Source organism: Weissella koreensis KACC 15510 (assembly GCF_000219805.1).
In the GTDB taxonomy this organism is placed as follows: Bacteria; Bacillota; Bacilli; order Lactobacillales; family Lactobacillaceae; genus Weissella; species Weissella koreensis.
Genome location: NC_015759.1, coordinates 639786 through 656342 on the forward strand (window position 1 = coordinate 639786; position 16557 = coordinate 656342).

Genomic DNA, 16557 nt, shown 5'->3' on the forward strand with positions numbered 1-16557 from the left:
AATCCTATGTAGAATTAATTACCTTCCACTCTTTTGCCTCATTTTTTATCTGTCTTTTTTAATGTACATTTTATTATAAACTATAACGTAACAAGACAATCAAATGTTTATTTACAAAAATATGAATTATTTTTATTAAGCATCTCTAAATTTCAAGTAAAGAATCATGGTCGTAAATAAAAATGAGAACAATCATAACAACTGTTCCCATCAAATATATAAAACCAAACATTTTTCTAATCTTTTTCATGTTGAGTTAAATATGCAATTATTTGTTTCCGATTTAAGTACCCTAAAATTTGGGTCTTATCAGTTACAGCAACATATTCATATTCGGCTAATACAGCAAAAGTATCTCTCAATGTAGCTTGTTCATCTAAAGTCTTAATTTCACCGATAGGCTTTTCTGTTAGATACCCTTGAACAATCCCAACACGGCCGAGATAAATATCATAAATATTTTTAGCTCGACTGGCACTGAAAAAATTACGGACAAAATCATTCGTTGGATTTTGAGCAATCTGGGTCGGCGTATCAACTTGGACAATTTCACCTTTACTCATGATCCCCACTCTGTCGCCTAACTTTAAAGCTTCATTCATATCATGAGTAACAAAAACAATGGTACTATGATATTTATCATGCATTCTTATGACTAAATTTTGCAGTTGTTGCCGCGATAAGGGATCCAATGCACTAAATGGTTCATCCATTAAAACAATATCCGGTTGGGCTGCAATGGCACGTAAGATCCCAATTCTTTGCTGTTCACCACCCGATAATTCATTAGGTTTTCGATTCCAATAACTTTTTGGATCCAATCCAACATCCATTAACAATTCATGCGTAATTTCATTAATTTTACTTTTATTCATCCCCTTCATTTCAGGAATAACGGCAATATTTTGAGCAACGGTCATGGTAGGAAATAAGGCAATTTGTTGTAATACATAACCAATATCTTGTCTCAATTCACGATTAGAAAGATTAGCTATATCATTTCCATTAATTATAATCTCACCGGCATTTAGTTTCTCTAATCGGTTAATCATTTTTAAAGTTGTAGTCTTTCCGCTTCCAGATTCACCCACCAGCACGAATAATTCACCTTTATTGATAGCTAAATTCAAATCTTGAATAACGTTTTGTGCTTGATATTCTTTTTTAACATGTCTAAATTCAATTGCAATAGTCATTCTAATGTTACTCCTTTATCAAGTCATGCTGAACCAAATACTGATGTGCCACAGATGCAGCCGGCTCTTTCTTTACATTCACCGCATAGTTCATTGCTTGCATATCTTGATTCGATATTTTCCCAGCTAATTTATTCAAAGCCTTGACTACTTTAGGATGTTGATTAGCAAATTTTGTCTTCATCAAAGGGGCTCCTTGATAAGCCGGAAAGAAATTTTTATCATCTTTTAAAAGTGCTAAGTTATACTCCTTAAGTTCACTGTCAGTTGCGTAAGCATCCACCAAATTAATTCGTCCATCGTTTATCGCCTCATACCGTAACGCTGGCTCCATAGACTTAGCTGATACCTTAAAGCCATAAGCCTTTTGTAGTCCCCGCATTCCATCATCACGATCGATAAATTCTAATGTCATTCCGGGTTTTAGTAAACCATTGATTTTAGCTAAATCACTAATATTATTTAAGTTATTTTCTTTTTTAAATTTTTCAGTTACAGATAATGCATAAGTATTGTTATATTGCATTGGCTTAAGATAAGTCAACTTATCTTCTTTACTTAACATATTTTTCGCCAAATCATAAGTTTCTTGAGCCGTTTGATGTTTCGCCACTTTTCCTTTAACTAATGTTTCCAATACTGATCCACTAAATTCTGGATAGATATCAATCTGATCATTTTGTAATGCACTAAATAAGAAAGTGGTCTTCCCAAAGTTGGGTTTTAATTGGACATTCGCATGTTCATCATTGTCTTCGATTAATTCCTTATACATATTAATTAATATTTCCGGTTCTGAGCCAAGTTTCCCAGCAATTGTAATATTTTCGATGCGATTATAGTAAGTAGTATAAACACTTCCACTACCAATCAGCAAGAGCAGACTTAAAAAGGCAAGTATTGCATGAATTGGTTTAATAGACTGAAACCACCTGACCACTAAACTTAAAGTAACCGCTAAAATGGCCGACGAAACCGCCCCAATAATCAATAGCGAAGTATCATTTCTATCAATCCCTAACATAATGAAAGTACCCAACCCACCAGCACCAATCAAGGCAGCTAACGTAGCAGTTCCTATAATTAAAACTAGAGCCGTTCTAATCCCCGAAATTATTTGGGGCATTGCAATCGGCAATTCAACTTTAAATAATTTACGTGCTGATGACATTCCAAATGCATCAGCTGCCTCCTCAATTGATGGATCAATTTCTGATATACCTAAATATGTGTTTTGAAAAATAGGCAATAAAGCATAAGCAACGAGCGCTATGATCGCAGGCAACGTTCCAATTCCAACAAATGGAATTAATAATCCCAACAATGCCAACGATGGAATTGTTTGTAAAATACTAGTTAGTTGTAAAAAAAATTCTGAAAAACGTCGATGTCTGACAACCCAAATAGCTAATGGAATTGCTATTAACATAGCAATCACGAGCGCTATAATTGAAATCTGTACGTGTTGCCATAACGCCAATAATAAATCTGTCTTTCGTTCAATAATGACTTGTATTAATTTTTGCATTTTATTCCCCTAATTGATTTAAGCAATATATGAAACTATACTCGTTATATATTTAAATGTTAATATTAATTTGAAGGTATTTTGCCTTTTAACTTTAAAAAAGAAGGATATAAATTTTGCTTGATTCAACAGATCTAAATATTCTAAAAGAACTGAATAAAAATAGTCGTATAAAAACAAGTCATCTAGCGCAAAAAATACACCTAACTCCACCCGCCGTTAGCGAAAGAATTAGGAAACTTGAAGAAACTGGGGTTATTGAACGTTACCGAATCGAAGTTAATTTAGAGAAAATGGGATTTTCTCGACAGATATTTATTGAAGTTACTATGGATACCCCCAATTCCGATATGTATCTTAAGCTTATTCATAGATATAGAAATTCTATATTGCATCATTATAAAATAACCGGAGACAGTAATTATTTAATTGAAGGTGCTTTTTACACAAAAGTTGACTTAAACAAATTCTTAAATGAGCTAGATCGCTTAGCTACATATAGAATTTCTGACGTCATTGACGAATTAATATAAAATAATCAATAAGGTGGTCTTAAAACATGAAAGCAATTGTCGTTAATCAACCAGGTGGTCCTGAAAATTTAGTCTATCAAGACGTTCCTAAGCCCAAAACAGTTCCTGGATGGTCTTTAATTAAAATCAAAGGATTCGGTATTAACCATTCTGAAATTTTTACTCGTGAGGGAAAATCCCCTTCAGTTAATTTTCCAAGAATATTAGGAATTGAATGTGTGGGGGTTATTGAAGAAACAACTGATCCGAATAGATTACCTAACCAACAAAAGGTCATTTCGATTATGGGGGAAATGGGGCGTGCCTTTGACGGAAGCTATGCCGAATACGTCCTTGTTCCAAATGAACAAATTTATCCGGTTAATACTGAACTGGCATGGGGTGAATTAGCTGCAATTCCAGAAACATATTATACAGCCTATGGTTCAATGTTAAATCTTAACATTACTGAGTCTGACGAATTACTCGTTAGAGGGGCCACCAGTGGTGTTGGAATCGCATTTTTAAATCTAATAAAAAGTAAATATCCTTCCATTAAAGTTACTGGGACTACTCGGAACCTCGATAAAAGCGCAAATTTAAAAAAAGTTGGCTTTGATCATATCATTGAAGAAAAAAATGGTGTAATTCAAGGAGACAATTCCTTTGACAAAATTCTCGAATTAATTGGCCCTGCAACTATTAAAGATAGTTTTAATCACTTAAATGAAAAAGGAATCGTATGTAGCACTGGCCAGTTAGGTGGACAATGGGATCTTAATAATTTTGATCCCATTATGGACATTCATCAAAACAGCTATCTAACAAGCTTTTATTCGAACAATGTGGATGAACATAAATTAAATGATCTTTTGAATTACATTACTAGAAACAAAGTAAATGTTAAACCGGAAAAAATTTTTAATTTAAGCGATCTTTCTAAAGCACACAGTTACCTCCAAAGTAGCCAAAGCTTTGGTAAAGTCATTGTCTTAACTGAGCAATAAATATATAACAATCAATCTAGCTAAAGGAAGATTAATACTCACAAATAAATATTCATATATGCAAAATTAAATCAAAATCAGGACAAAAAAACCGTTATACAAGCATAAATGCCTATATAACGGTTTTTAATTTACCTTTTGAAAGGTATTAAGCCTAAATGAAATTACTTAACAGTAACTTCGGCTCCAGTTTCTTCCAACTTAGCCTTTAATTCGTTAGCTTCGTCTTCTGAAACAGCTTCCTTGATAACTGAAGGTACGTTGTCAACAAGTCCCTTAGCATCCTTCAATCCCAAACCAGTAACTTCGCGGACAGCCTTGATTACTTGAACCTTAGCGTTACCTGCTGAAACCAATTCAACATTAAATTCAGTTTGTGCAGCAGCTTCGCCACCAGCAACACCAGCAGCTGCAACAGGGGCAGCAGCTGAAACACCAAATTCTTCTTCGATAGCTGAAACCAAGTCAGCCAAGTCCATGATCGTTGCTTCCTTCAATGAAGCGATGATTGAATCCTTATCAAAAGCCATGATAATAATCTCCTTTAATTTTAGCCATATTGGCATAATTTATTAGTAAGTAATATAACTTTATGGTTAAATTTACATTTAGCAAAAAGTTTAAAAGCTTTATGCTTCTGCTTCTGCCTTCGCGTCTGACACAGCCTTAACGGCATAAGCGACGTTACGAACAGGTGCTTGCAATGTTGACAACAACATTGAAAGCAATCCATCGCGGTCTGGCAAAGCGGCATACTTGTTAATGTCTTCGACACTAGCAATGTTTCCGTCAACCACACCACCCTTGATTTCAAGGGCTTCGATTTCATCAGCATACTTCTTCAAAATCCGGGCTGGAGCAATTGCATCTTCGTTTGAAAATGCAACGGCTGAAGGTCCGGCAAACAAGTCATTCAAGGCTGACAAGTCAGCAGCTTCGGCGGCACGCGTCAAAACTTTGTTCTTGATAACCTTCAACTCAACGCCTTCCTCACGTAATGACTTACGTAAGTTGTTAGATTGCTCAACAGTCAATCCACGGACGTCAACTACAACAGAAGTAGTTGCATCTTTAAACTTTGATGCAATTTCTTCTACTTTTTGTGCTTTAACAGCAATAGTTGCTTCACTCATGGTATTTGATTCCTCCTATATTAGATTTGATCCTAACTAAGAAACCCCCAACACCATAGTGCCGGGGGTTCCAATTTGCTTTCGCTCATTTTCACTTCCTCGGCAGGATATATTAAGGCCAAAAGGCCTCCGGCGTCTTAGGTAGAATCTATTTAATTCATTAGACAATATACCAGAAATATCCGGGAAATGTCAATAAACGTCTACAACTTTTTTATTACAATGATGTAATATCTAAGTTAATAGCAGGTCCAAATGTAGAAGCAATTGATACATGTTGTACATATGTTCCCTTAACAGCAGATGGGCGAGCCTTGATAACAACGTCAGAAATTGACTTGATATTTCCAGCAAGCTTGTCAGCATCAAATGAAACCTTACCAACAGGAACAGCAACGTTTCCGTCACGATCAGTACGGTAAGTAACCTTACCAGACTTAGACTCTTCAACGGCCTTAGCCACATCAAAAGTAACTGTTCCAGTCTTAGGGTTAGGCATCAATCCCTTAGGTCCAAGCACACGTCCAACACGTCCAACTTGAGCCATCATATCAGGAGTAGCGATGGCAACATCAAAGTCCAACCATCCATCAGCGATACGCTTAACTAAGTCAGCACCACCGACAACATCGGCTCCAGCTGCTTCAGCTTCTTTTGCCTTATCTCCTTGAGCGAAGACAACAACTGTTTGGTCCTTACCAGTTCCGTTAGGCAAAACTACAGCCCCACGCAATTGTTGGTCAGCTTGACGTGTATCCACGTTCAAGTTGAATGAGATTTCAACAGTTGAATCAAACTTGGCGAAGTCAATTTCCTTCACCAATGCAGCAGCTTCATCCAAGTTGTATAACTTTTCAGCTTCAACTTTTTCTGCGGCTGCTAAATACTTTTTTCCATACTTCTTAGCCATGGTAGCTATTCCTCCTTGCAAATGCGGTCAAACGGTCGTCTAAGACCTCCCGCTTGATCATGCTTAGTTTCCTAATGCGATCCGTCTGAAACGGCAATAGTAATTCTTGTGAGATAAAAAATTATCCTTCAACAACGAATCCCATTGAACGTGCAGTACCTTCGATCATGCGAACAGCTGCATCAACGTCAGCCGCGTTTAGATCTTGCATCTTAGTCTCAGCGATTTCTTTGACTTGCGCCGCAGTAACCGTTGCTACCTTCTTGGTGTTAGGTTCTCCTGAACCCTTTTCAACACCAGCAGCCTTCTTCAAAAGAACGGCAGCAGGTGGTGTCTTAGTTACGAATGTAAATGAACGATCTTCATACACTGTAATAACAACAGGAATCAAAAGACCCCCTTGATCCGCTGTACGAGCATTAAACTCTTTGGCGAACCCCATGATGTTAACACCAGCTTGTCCCAATGCAGGACCAACTGGAGGAGCAGGTGTAGCCTTACCGGCTGGAATCTGCAACTTAACAATACTTGAAACTTTCTTAGCCACGATTGTATCCTCCTTCGTGCTTGTGGTATAAAATGGCGAGTTTCGATTTCCGCCTCCCACATATACATGTCACCACGCATACAATGAGTATAATAACAAATAATCTAGATAAAAACAAGAACATCTCTATTTGTTTCTACTATAAAATAAAAAATGTTCTTTAATTACTACGCCATTCCTTCATTTAATTAAATGCATCAAGTTTATTTAATATAACCTATTATTGATGATATTTATTGTTAAATCTTAAAAAAATAATATTAAAAAGGCTGAGATCCAAAGGGTCTCAGCTTCAATTTTAAATATATTCTATACTAATATTTAACAGGTTCAACGTCCGCAAATGAAACTTGAGTGGGTGTTTCGCGTCCAAAGAAAGTTACCAAAACCGTAACTTCAGCTTTATCTTCATCAATTTCAGTGATTGGTCCCTCTTGATCAGCCATTGGTCCGGCGATAATCTTAACGTAATCACCAACAACAGCATCCAACTTTAACTTGTCATGTGATACTTCTTCTTCAGCATCTATTTCTAATGGATTTCCATTTTCATCATAACGATGCAAGAAAGTTGCAGCTTCATCCGCTGTCAAAGAAACAGGTTTAGCACCTCCACCACGTGAACCTAAGAATCCAGTAACGTTTGGTGTATTTCGCACGACATACCAAGCTTCATTGGTCATGACCATCTTCACCAAAACATAACCAGGATATTCATTTTCCATATGGGTCTTAATTTCCCCATCAGCGTCACGAACAGGCATTCCGTCTTTATCACGATCTACCACTTCTTGTTCTGGTACAATCACGCGATAAATGAAATCGGTCATATTCATTGTTTCAATACGAGATTCCAAACTAGATTTAACTTTATTTTCATACCCTGAATACGTCTGTAAGACGTACCATTCCGCTTCAACTGATTCAACCATTAGAGCCTCCATTTTTTCCAAATTAAAAACCCCCTTCATCAGAGGGCCGTTCTATATCTCAATTAGTAACTTAATTATAAGCTGTTTTAATTACTTGGACAAGAGCAAAATTCCTTGTTCTAAGAGCCAGTCAACGCCACCAAAAAATAGGGCGAAGAAAATCGATGTACCCAACACAATTCCCGTATCCCGCATATTTTCACTAAACGTTGGCCATGTCACACGGCGCATTTCTGATGCAACTGATCCTAAAAACTTCATTTTACCAATCTCCTTATCCAAATAATTTAAAACGAAACTTACATTGTTTCACGATGTAAAGTATGATGTCCACAAAATGGGCAATACTTTTTTACTTCAAGGCGTTCCATGCGTTCTGGCTTTTTAGTAACCATATAATTACGTGAAGCGCAGACGCTACATGCTAAAGCAACCTTTTTAACTCCCATGTCGTTTCCTCACTTATTCAATAGTGCAATTATTATAACATACTTATTTGATCCGATACTAACTATAAGTCACTAACAATTAAATATGGTCCTATACTATTAAACGATTTGTATTTAAATAATGAATATACCCTATTAAATTACCAAAATTATAAACATACAATAATCATTCAATCCCTTTGATCTTCTTGCGAATACGCATTAAATTTGTGCGAACTTGATTAATAGTTTGGTTCAACATTAGCGCGATTTCAGAGCCTTTATAACCTTCAACTGAAAGTTTCAGAATTTGTTGTTGAATCGGATTTAATTTAGCAGTGGTCCATTTGCTATTTAATAAATTTTCCAATATTTGAAGATACTGTTCCCGACCTAATGGTAAAATTTCCTCAACTGTTTGATTTTCTAACTGAACGATAATAGTGTTTTGATTTTGAGCCTTCGTCTTCAAACGGTAAATACGACGCCAACATGCCGTTTGAAAATACTTTGTAAACGCTCGATAATCTCCTGGCGCTAAAGCTCGAGCTGTTTTTATCAACAAAATACTAACTTCCTGACGCCAATCAGCTTCCGTTAATTCAGCTGGTCGTTGCCGAAATTGTTTCCAAATTAAGGGTCGATATAGCTGATACAATTCTAAAAAGACCGTACCATCATTAGCTTTCAATCGGTTATATTGTTCAAAAGTTATCCCTAGTTGATTCATTTAATACACCTCCACCCTCAGTATGCCAAAAACTTTGTCAGATGGGGAATAAATGTTGCCCTGCTTCACTTCTTAATCGTAAATGTTGTTACCTAAGATTTATTATATGTAAAATCAGCAAATATAATATTAGTTTTAACCATCAAATTGACCTATTAAACCCATAATAATCTCTCATCAAATCCTAAATAATCTAAATAATTTAAAATAACCCAATACGTGTCATAAAACTTTTTTAGCCATTAAAAAAATCGTCACCTCATTGATGACGATTTACATAATTCAATATTTTTACAATGGATGACGTGAATTGAAGCCACCATATATTAACAAACTTGCAGCAACTGAAGCATTCAATGATTGCACATGTCCAACCATTGGAATGGTCAACATTTCGTCAACAGACTTCTTCAAAAGTTGGGCAATCCCCTTACCTTCATTCCCAATAATCAAAGCAACCGCTCCTCGGGCATCCCATTGCCGATAATCAGTACCATTCATATCAGTTCCAAAAATCCACAAGCCACGTTCCTTCAATTGTTCCACTGTTTGAACCAAATTAGTTACTCTGGCCACGGGGACATGTTCAATTGCTCCGGTTGAAGTTTTAGCCACCGTAGCCGTTAATTGAACTGCACGACGCTTCGGAATAATTACTCCATGAACCCCAGCTGCATCAGCTGTTCGCAAGATCGATCCTAAATTATGTGGATCTTCAATTGAATCTAAGATTAAGAAGAAAGGTTGTTCCCCTGCTTCTTCCGCTTTTTTAAACAAGTCATCAATCGTTGCATAGGTGTATGCTGCAATCGATAACACAATCCCTTGGTGATTTTGTCCGTCTACTAATTCATCTAATTTTGATTTAGGGGCATCTTGAATAACTAAGCCTCGTTTTTTGGCTAAGGCAATAATTTCTTGATGTAAAGTATCAGCCAATCCAGTTTGTAACCATACTTTGTTGATCTCAGTCGTTCCCTTTAGCGCTTCAACTGAGGCATGATGGCCATATACAAATTCTATCGTGTCATCAATCGGCGCACTCATATTTTCTTGATTTTGCCTAGACTTATTTTTAAAATTACGTTCTTTATTATCTGACGCTTTAAAATTATTTTTACGTGGCTTTGCTTGTTTATTTCTTGCTTCCATAATATCTGGTCCGTCCGCTTTCTACTTGATTAATAACCCATGTAACTACTTCATCGAGCCGTTCAAATTGTTGACTTGCATGTAAATAACCGATCAAAGCCTCAAACCCAGTTGAAATACGATATGTAACAACATCGGTATTCTTAGCTTTTGTGTGGGAATTAGCATTTCGACCACGTTTAAAAAACGTTAATTCAGTTTCTGTCAAATATTCATCAGCCTCCATTAATTCAAATAAAGCTGCATGCGCTTTGGCGGAAACGAAAGCTTTTGCTTGCCTTTGCAAGCGTCCAGGTTTAGTAATACCTTGCGCCAACAAATGTTGCCGGATGTAAGTCTCATAAACGGCATCACCCAAATATGCTAAATCGAGACCATTTAATTGTTGATAATTAATTTTTTCATTCATATTGATATCTTGTCGCCCATTTCTAAATTAAAGCATCATATAATTTCGTCTTTTTAATGTTTCACATGAAACATTTGCGCTTGTTCTACTGTTTTTACTTACTCTACATTAAACAGCCTTGAACAGCAACTACTTCCTAGTCCAGCGAACGCCTTGGAGTGTATCTTCTAAGATAATACCTTGCTGCGTTAATTCATCACGAATTTGATCTGCTCGAGCATAGTCCCGATTTTGTCGAGCAATTTCACGATCCTGAATTAAATCATCTATAACTTGATCTAATTCTTCCGTCTTAGCCAAACCATCAACCCCAAAAATCATCATCAATTCACTCATTGTCTTTAAAATAATTTCAATGGTTGACTCTTGTACTTCAGCTTGAGTTCCATAAATATTAGCTAACTCTGCCAAATCAAAAATGGCTGCTAATCCATTTTGAGCATTAAAGTCATCATCCATTGCTAATATAAAACGGTCAACAATCACTTGGACTTGTTTTTCAATTTCATGATCATTCCCTGCCTGGCTTGTTTCTAAACGAAAAGCCAAATTTTGGTAGGCCGTTTTAATCCGTTGTAAATTACGAGTAGCAAGTTCAATGTTCTTTTGTGAATAGGCAATTGGTCGTCGATATTGAGTAGTTGACATCATAAAACGAAGTACCATCGGATCATCTAGTTCTTCTAATAAATCGTGTACTGTTGTGAAATTACCCATTGACTTAGACATCTTTTCTTCGTCATCCCCAACCGTTACAAATCCGTTATGAAGCCATTGGTTCACAAATTTTTCGCCAGTTTTTGCTTCAGATTGCGCAATTTCATTTGAATGATGCGGAAATGCTAAATCAATTCCCCCACCATGTAAATCAAAATGGTTTCCCAAATATTTAGTCGACATCACTGAGCATTCAATGTGCCATCCAGGTCGACCCATTCCCCAAGGGGACTTCCATGCAATTGACCCATCATCTTCAGCACTCTTCCAAACGGCGAAGTCCATTGGATCTTCTTTACGTTTCATTTCTTCCTCATCTAAACGTCCCGCCGAATTATGTTCCATTTCATTTAAATCTTGATGAGCCAAAATACCATAATCTTTATATTTTTTAGCTCGGAAATAAACATCGCCTTCTGAAACATAGGCATATCCTTTATTAATCAATTCTTGTACGAATTCAATAATTTCGGGAATATTTTCCGTCGCTCTTGGTCGAACCGTAGCAGGCAGAATATTCAAGGCTTTCGTATCAGCTTCATATGCTTCTATGTAGCGATCAGCTAATTCTGGTACTGAAATCCCCTGTTCCTTCGCTGCCTTAATCATCTTATCATCCACATCAGTGAAATTAGAAACATATCTGACTTCATATCCTCGATAAATAAAATAGCGCCGAATTGTATCAAAAGCAATTGCTGAACGCGCATTCCCAATATGAATATAGTTATAAACGGTTGGTCCACAAACATACATACTGACCTTCATTGGTTCAATTGGGGTAAAGGGTTCCTTTTGTAAGGTCATGGTATTAAAAACATTAATCATAACTAATCCACCTCCGCGATGCTAATTTTGTAACTGATTATTCTATTGCCACCATTGTGAGAATACTGTAACAGCGCCTTGTCGCTTATGTTCTGTCCGTGCATACCAGCGTTCAATTGTTTGAGCATCTGATTCGTCAACCATTTGACCTTCCAAATAGTTATCTAAAACTTCATACGTTACTCCAAGTGCTGTTTCATCAGGTAAAGCTGGATGATCTTCTTCCAAATCAGCTGTCGGAACTTTTTCATAAAGCTGTTTAGGTGCCTGTAACCAGGCTAAAATAGCACGTCCTTGACGTTTATTCAAACGATACAAGGGCATGATATCAGCGGCCCCATCGCCAAATTTTGTATAAAAACCAGTAACTGCTTCAGCAGCATGATCTGTTCCAATCACCGCTCCTTGCGTTGCCCCAGCTACTCCATATTGCGCAATCATCCGTTGACGGGCCTTGATGTTACCTTTATTAAAATCAGTGACTGGTAATCCAGCCATAGTTAAGCTTTGAACCGTTGCTTCTGTAGCTTCTTTAATATTACTAATGATTACTCGATCTGCCGCCTGCCACTCAATAGCAGCTAAAGCATCATCCTCATCATTTTGAGTCCCATAGGGTAAACGCATAGCAATAAATTGATAATCTGACCGACCCGTTTCAGCTCGTAATTCAGTTACAGCTGTTTCTGCCATATGACCAGCTAAAGTCGAATCTTGACCGCCAGAGATTCCAAGAACATAGCTTTTCAACCCTGTCTTAATTAAATATTTCTTTAATAAATCAACCGAACGGCGATATTCTTCCGCTGGATCAATTTCCGATTGTACACCTAATACTTTAATAATTTCTGCTTGTTGTGCTCGCATTTGATGCCCCCCATTTTCAACGACTTGATCTTAATCATCTATATTAAAATTGACCATGCTTTTGATCATCATCTTTTTTCAAATTGCTCACATAATCTCGTACATCATTAATCAATTTCATCTTATTATCCCAAGCCTCTTTTGACAAATCAACGGGATATTCTTGTGGATTTAATCCTCGACGATACTCTGACCATAAATGTTCTAAGCGTTGTGCTGAATAAGCTTGAACTGCTTGTACATCAGGTAAATCATATACAACTTTACCATCAACGACCATTGTTTCTAATATCGGACGCGCAGTAAAATCAGTGATCGTTTTATTCAAATAAGTGTATTGAGGGTGGAACATGTATAATTGCTCTTCTTTTTGTGGATTTTCATCCCAAAGGGCGACATAATCACCTTGTGACTTACTATCAGTATTGCGTGTAATTCGCCAAACCTGTTTTTTGCCTGGCGTCGAAATTTTCACGGCACTACCTGAAATTTTAATTGTATCAACCATCTGGCCATTTTCATCTTCAACTGAAACAACTTTATAAACTGCTCCTAAAGCCGGTTGATCAAAGGCTGTAATCAGCTTAGTTCCAACACCCCAAACATCTATTTTAGCTCCTTGTAGCTTAAGTGATGTGATCGTTTCTTCATCTAGATCATTTGAGGCATAAATTTTAGCATCTTCAAATCCAGCTTCATCCAAAAGTTTTCGTACACCCTTTGAAAGATAAGCCATATCTCCAGAATCAATTCGCACACCTAAGAAATTAATCTTATCACCCATTTCTTTAGCCACTCGAATCGCACTTGGTACCCCTGATGCCAATGTGTCATAAGTATCAACTAAGAAGACACAATCACGATGCGTCTCTGCGTAAGCTTTAAAAGCTTCATAGTCATTGCGATAAATTTGAACTAGTGAATGAGCATGTGTTCCACTGATCGGAATACCAAATAATTTTCCAGCCCGTACATTGGATGTTGCATCAAAGCCACCAATAAAGGCTGCTCGGGTCCCCCACAAAGCAGCATCCATTTCTTGAGCACGTCGGGTTCCGAATTCTAACAAAGGTTGATCGCCAACTACCGAACGAATTCGCGAAGCTTTGGTAGCAATCAAAGTTTGATAATTAATAATATTCAAAAGTGGTGTTTCAATAATTTGCGCGTCAAAAATTGACCCTTCAACTTGTAAAATCGGTTCATTATTAAAAACAACTTCCCCCTCATGTGGAGCGCGAATTGTTGCTTTAAAATGCCATTGCTCTAAATAATCTACAAAATCGTCAGCAAACATTGGCTCTGAACGCATATATTCAATATCACTTTTTGAGAAATGTAAATCTTCAACGAATTCTAAGACATGTTCAAGACCAGCAAAAATAGCATAACCATTTTTAAAAGGTAGGTCCCGAAAATATAATTCAAAAACGGCTTGGCGTTCGTGAATCCCTTCTTGGAAATAGGTTTGCATCATTGTTAGTTGGTAAGTATCTGTGTGAAGCACTAATCCGTCATCGGGAAATTGGGTTTTCATGGTTTTTTCTCCATATTTTTCACAATTCATTTAATTCAATCTTCTAAATTTTATCATATTTTAAAAGAAATCGTTTACTTTGTCCATGTTTTACTAATTCAAAAGCGCAAGGTGTATAATATTAAGAATTGTTTCCATTAATAAGTATAAATCCGAACTTCTATCATTAGTTCTCGTTTTATGCTTCACAAAATCATTTTTAGTAATCGAGGTTATAAAATAAAATGGTAAATAATATTTTCAAAATGAAAGAATCTGTCCGAGTTGGAGCCTTATTAGCAGCGACAACTGGTTTCATTGATTCTTATACCTTCGCCTTTCATGATGGCCGGTTCGCTTCATTCCAAAGTGGAAACATGCTCCAATTTGCGGTTAATATAGCTCACGGAAATTTTAAACATTCCTTGATTTTTATATGGCCTGTCCTAGCCTTCGTCTTCAGTGTAATGCTAAATCAGGTTGTTAAACGCATTCGTTATGTCAATAAAGCTCAATGGGAAGAATTTGCAATCCTCTTCGAAATGCTTGGCATCACTATCGCAGCAATTTTAGAAATTTTACATGCTCCAAGTGTCTTGAATCTTTCTATTTTAGCCCTCAGCATGGCCTTCCAGAGCGATACCTTCACTAAACTGCATGGGGATGCCTACGCAACTACCATGTTCACTGGAAATCTAAAACGTTTCGGAGCAACACTTGCAAGCTACGGGTTAAATCATCAAAAATCTGAACTGATGAAAGCTCGTAATATCGGTGTAGTCATTCTTAGTTTTATCATCGGAGTCGTTTTAGCTACTTTTATTGGGATTAAATTAAACGGATGGTCATTATTTATTCCAGTCTTATCACTTGGGTTAACTTGGTTTATCATCACTGCTGATCGTCAAAATTAAAATTAAGTTTGACAAATTTTATAAAGCAATTTATGATTGTGCATATAGAAATGAAACAAGTTGAGCAGAAAAGTAACTACCAGGCAATCGCTCAGAGAGACAACGTTGGTGAGAGTTGTTCGAAAGGCCAGTAGTGAAAATGATCTGTGATTGGCAATGGTGAGTAGCAAGTCTATCAGCCGTTGACGGATTGGTCTACGTTACAAGACACGCGAATCGGTAGCGCATCATATCGCATACTACCCGCTCGTTGTTAAGGCTTTAAAGTGCACACGTTTCTTTAAGGTGAAGTAGAATGGTACCACGGACACCCGTTTCTATTTGATATTTATTTATCAAATAGAAACGGGTGTTTTTTGTTACTTCACTGCCCTAGTTATAACCATACAAACGGAGGATTATCATGAAAAACATATTCAAATTGAGCATCACACTCTTAGCTCTTCCCCTCGCTCTAAGTATTTTAACACCTATAGAATCAGTTTCCGCCGCACAAAAAACGGTAACAGTTGGAATTGTCGGAACATCTGAACAAGAATTATGGAAATCCGTCGCAAAGACTGCAAAGAAAGATTCAGGCATTACGGTTAAAACCAAAATTTTTACTGATTACAACACTCCTAACAAAGCTTTAGTAGATGGATCATTAGATCTGAACGCTTTCCAACACACTAATTTCTTAGACAATTGGAATAAGTCCAATGGTAATCAATTGGCATCAATTGGAAAAACCTATTTAACTCCTATGAGAATTTATTCTAATCATGCTCATGATGTCAAAAACATTAAAGACAATACTACTATTGCGATTCCAAATGATCCAACCAATGAGGGTCGTGCTCTGACCCTTCTTCAAACAGCTGGTTTGATTAAACTCAAGAAAACTGATCTACCAACCATCAAGGACATAAAAGAAAATAAACTAAACATCAAATTCAAAGAAATTGCTGCCGATCAAACCCCCAGCGCTCTTAAATCCGTTGATGCAGCTGTCATCAATGCAAACTACGCTCAAGAAGCACATTTAGCTGTTAAAAAATCAATCTATGTCGAGCCCATTAATAAAGCATCAAAACAATGGATCAATGTTATTGTTGCTAATAAAAAACAAGCAAAAAATAAAACTTACCAAGCCGTTGTAAAAGCCTACCAAACTAAAAAAACAGAACAATATTTCGATCAGACTTGGGGTGATACTCAATTACCTGCTTGGAATATCAAGTTAAAATAA

Annotated in this window: 19 protein-coding genes and 2 other annotated features; of the genes, 4 read left to right on the forward strand and 15 right to left on the reverse strand. The window is 36.7% G+C overall.

Going from position 1 to position 16557, the window contains the following annotated elements; all coding sequences use genetic code 11:
- Positions 1–236 precede the first annotated feature (236 nt).
- The gene (locus WKK_RS03120; protein ID WP_013989423.1) at positions 237–1196 is read right to left on the reverse strand and encodes an ABC transporter ATP-binding protein; all 960 of its coding nucleotides are present in this window, start codon (positions 1194–1196) and stop codon (positions 237–239) included.
- Between the two features lie 7 nt (positions 1197–1203).
- Positions 1204–2724, reverse strand: coding sequence for an ABC transporter permease/substrate-binding protein (locus WKK_RS03125; protein WP_013989424.1), 1521 nt, complete (start codon positions 2722–2724; stop codon positions 1204–1206).
- A 116-nt stretch (positions 2725–2840) separates the two neighbouring features.
- On the opposite strand from WKK_RS03125, the gene WKK_RS03130 reads away from it, so the two are divergent.
- Positions 2841–3257 carry an Lrp/AsnC family transcriptional regulator gene (locus WKK_RS03130; protein WP_013989425.1) on the forward strand — a complete coding sequence of 139 codons (417 nt, stop codon included), beginning with the start codon at positions 2841–2843 and terminating at the stop codon, positions 3255–3257.
- A 26-nt stretch (positions 3258–3283) separates the two neighbouring features.
- A complete protein-coding gene (locus WKK_RS03135) occupies positions 3284–4243 on the forward strand; it encodes a zinc-binding alcohol dehydrogenase family protein (protein WP_013989426.1) in 960 nt (319 codons plus the stop codon).
- 164 nt (positions 4244–4407) lie between these two features.
- Here WKK_RS03135 and rplL read toward each other — a convergent pair whose 3' ends face one another.
- The 13 genes from rplL to WKK_RS03195 form a co-directional block, all read right to left on the reverse strand.
- Positions 4408–4773, reverse strand: coding sequence for a 50S ribosomal protein L7/L12 (gene rplL, locus WKK_RS03140; RefSeq protein ID WP_006846063.1), 366 nt, complete (start codon positions 4771–4773; stop codon positions 4408–4410).
- Positions 4774–4872: 99 nt separating this feature from the next.
- Entirely contained in the window at positions 4873–5376 is a 504-nt protein-coding gene (gene rplJ, locus WKK_RS03145) for a 50S ribosomal protein L10 (RefSeq protein ID WP_006846064.1), read from the reverse strand.
- A gap of 29 nt (positions 5377–5405) precedes the next feature.
- Positions 5406–5536 (reverse strand) — a sequence feature (ribosomal protein L10 leader region).
- Positions 5537–5593: 57 nt separating this feature from the next.
- Entirely contained in the window at positions 5594–6286 is a 693-nt protein-coding gene (gene rplA, locus WKK_RS03150) for a 50S ribosomal protein L1 (protein ID WP_006846065.1), read from the reverse strand.
- Positions 6287–6407: 121 nt separating this feature from the next.
- Entirely contained in the window at positions 6408–6833 is a 426-nt protein-coding gene (gene rplK / locus WKK_RS03155; protein ID WP_006846066.1) for a 50S ribosomal protein L11, read from the reverse strand.
- Between the two features lie 314 nt (positions 6834–7147).
- The gene (gene nusG / locus WKK_RS03160; RefSeq protein ID WP_006846067.1) at positions 7148–7765 is read right to left on the reverse strand and encodes a transcription termination/antitermination protein NusG; all 618 of its coding nucleotides are present in this window, start codon (positions 7763–7765) and stop codon (positions 7148–7150) included.
- 90 nt (positions 7766–7855) lie between these two features.
- Positions 7856–8026 carry a preprotein translocase subunit SecE gene (gene secE / locus WKK_RS03165; RefSeq protein WP_006846068.1) on the reverse strand — a complete coding sequence of 57 codons (171 nt, stop codon included), beginning with the start codon at positions 8024–8026 and terminating at the stop codon, positions 7856–7858.
- Positions 8027–8064: 38 nt separating this feature from the next.
- Positions 8065–8214, reverse strand: coding sequence for a 50S ribosomal protein L33 (gene rpmG / locus WKK_RS07075; protein ID WP_006846069.1), 150 nt, complete (start codon positions 8212–8214; stop codon positions 8065–8067).
- Between the two features lie 166 nt (positions 8215–8380).
- Positions 8381–8923, reverse strand: coding sequence for an RNA polymerase sigma factor (locus WKK_RS03170; RefSeq protein ID WP_006846070.1), 543 nt, complete (start codon positions 8921–8923; stop codon positions 8381–8383).
- A gap of 291 nt (positions 8924–9214) precedes the next feature.
- Positions 9215–9970 carry a 23S rRNA (guanosine(2251)-2'-O)-methyltransferase RlmB gene (gene rlmB / locus WKK_RS03175; RefSeq protein ID WP_193387214.1) on the reverse strand — a complete coding sequence of 252 codons (756 nt, stop codon included), beginning with the start codon at positions 9968–9970 and terminating at the stop codon, positions 9215–9217.
- Between the two features lie 88 nt (positions 9971–10058).
- Positions 10059–10484, reverse strand: a complete 426-nt coding sequence (locus tag WKK_RS03180) for a Mini-ribonuclease 3 (RefSeq protein WP_006846072.1) — start codon at positions 10482–10484, stop codon at positions 10059–10061.
- Positions 10485–10613: 129 nt separating this feature from the next.
- Complete coding sequence (cysS, locus tag WKK_RS03185; RefSeq protein ID WP_013989429.1) at positions 10614–12029, reverse strand: cysteine--tRNA ligase; 1416 nt, start codon at positions 12027–12029, stop codon at positions 10614–10616.
- A gap of 42 nt (positions 12030–12071) precedes the next feature.
- Complete coding sequence (gene nadE, locus WKK_RS03190) at positions 12072–12896, reverse strand: ammonia-dependent NAD(+) synthetase (RefSeq protein WP_013989430.1); 825 nt, start codon at positions 12894–12896, stop codon at positions 12072–12074.
- A 43-nt stretch (positions 12897–12939) separates the two neighbouring features.
- Entirely contained in the window at positions 12940–14433 is a 1494-nt protein-coding gene (locus WKK_RS03195) for a nicotinate phosphoribosyltransferase (RefSeq protein WP_041942387.1), read from the reverse strand.
- Positions 14434–14657: 224 nt separating this feature from the next.
- On the opposite strand from WKK_RS03195, the gene WKK_RS03200 reads away from it, so the two are divergent.
- Both WKK_RS03200 and WKK_RS03205 read left to right on the forward strand, forming a co-directional pair.
- Complete coding sequence (locus WKK_RS03200) at positions 14658–15326, forward strand: YoaK family protein (RefSeq protein WP_013989432.1); 669 nt, start codon at positions 14658–14660, stop codon at positions 15324–15326.
- A 51-nt stretch (positions 15327–15377) separates the two neighbouring features.
- Positions 15378–15648 (forward strand) — a binding site (T-box leader).
- Between the two features lie 81 nt (positions 15649–15729).
- Positions 15730–16557, forward strand: coding sequence for a MetQ/NlpA family ABC transporter substrate-binding protein (locus WKK_RS03205; RefSeq protein WP_006846077.1), 828 nt, complete (start codon positions 15730–15732; stop codon positions 16555–16557).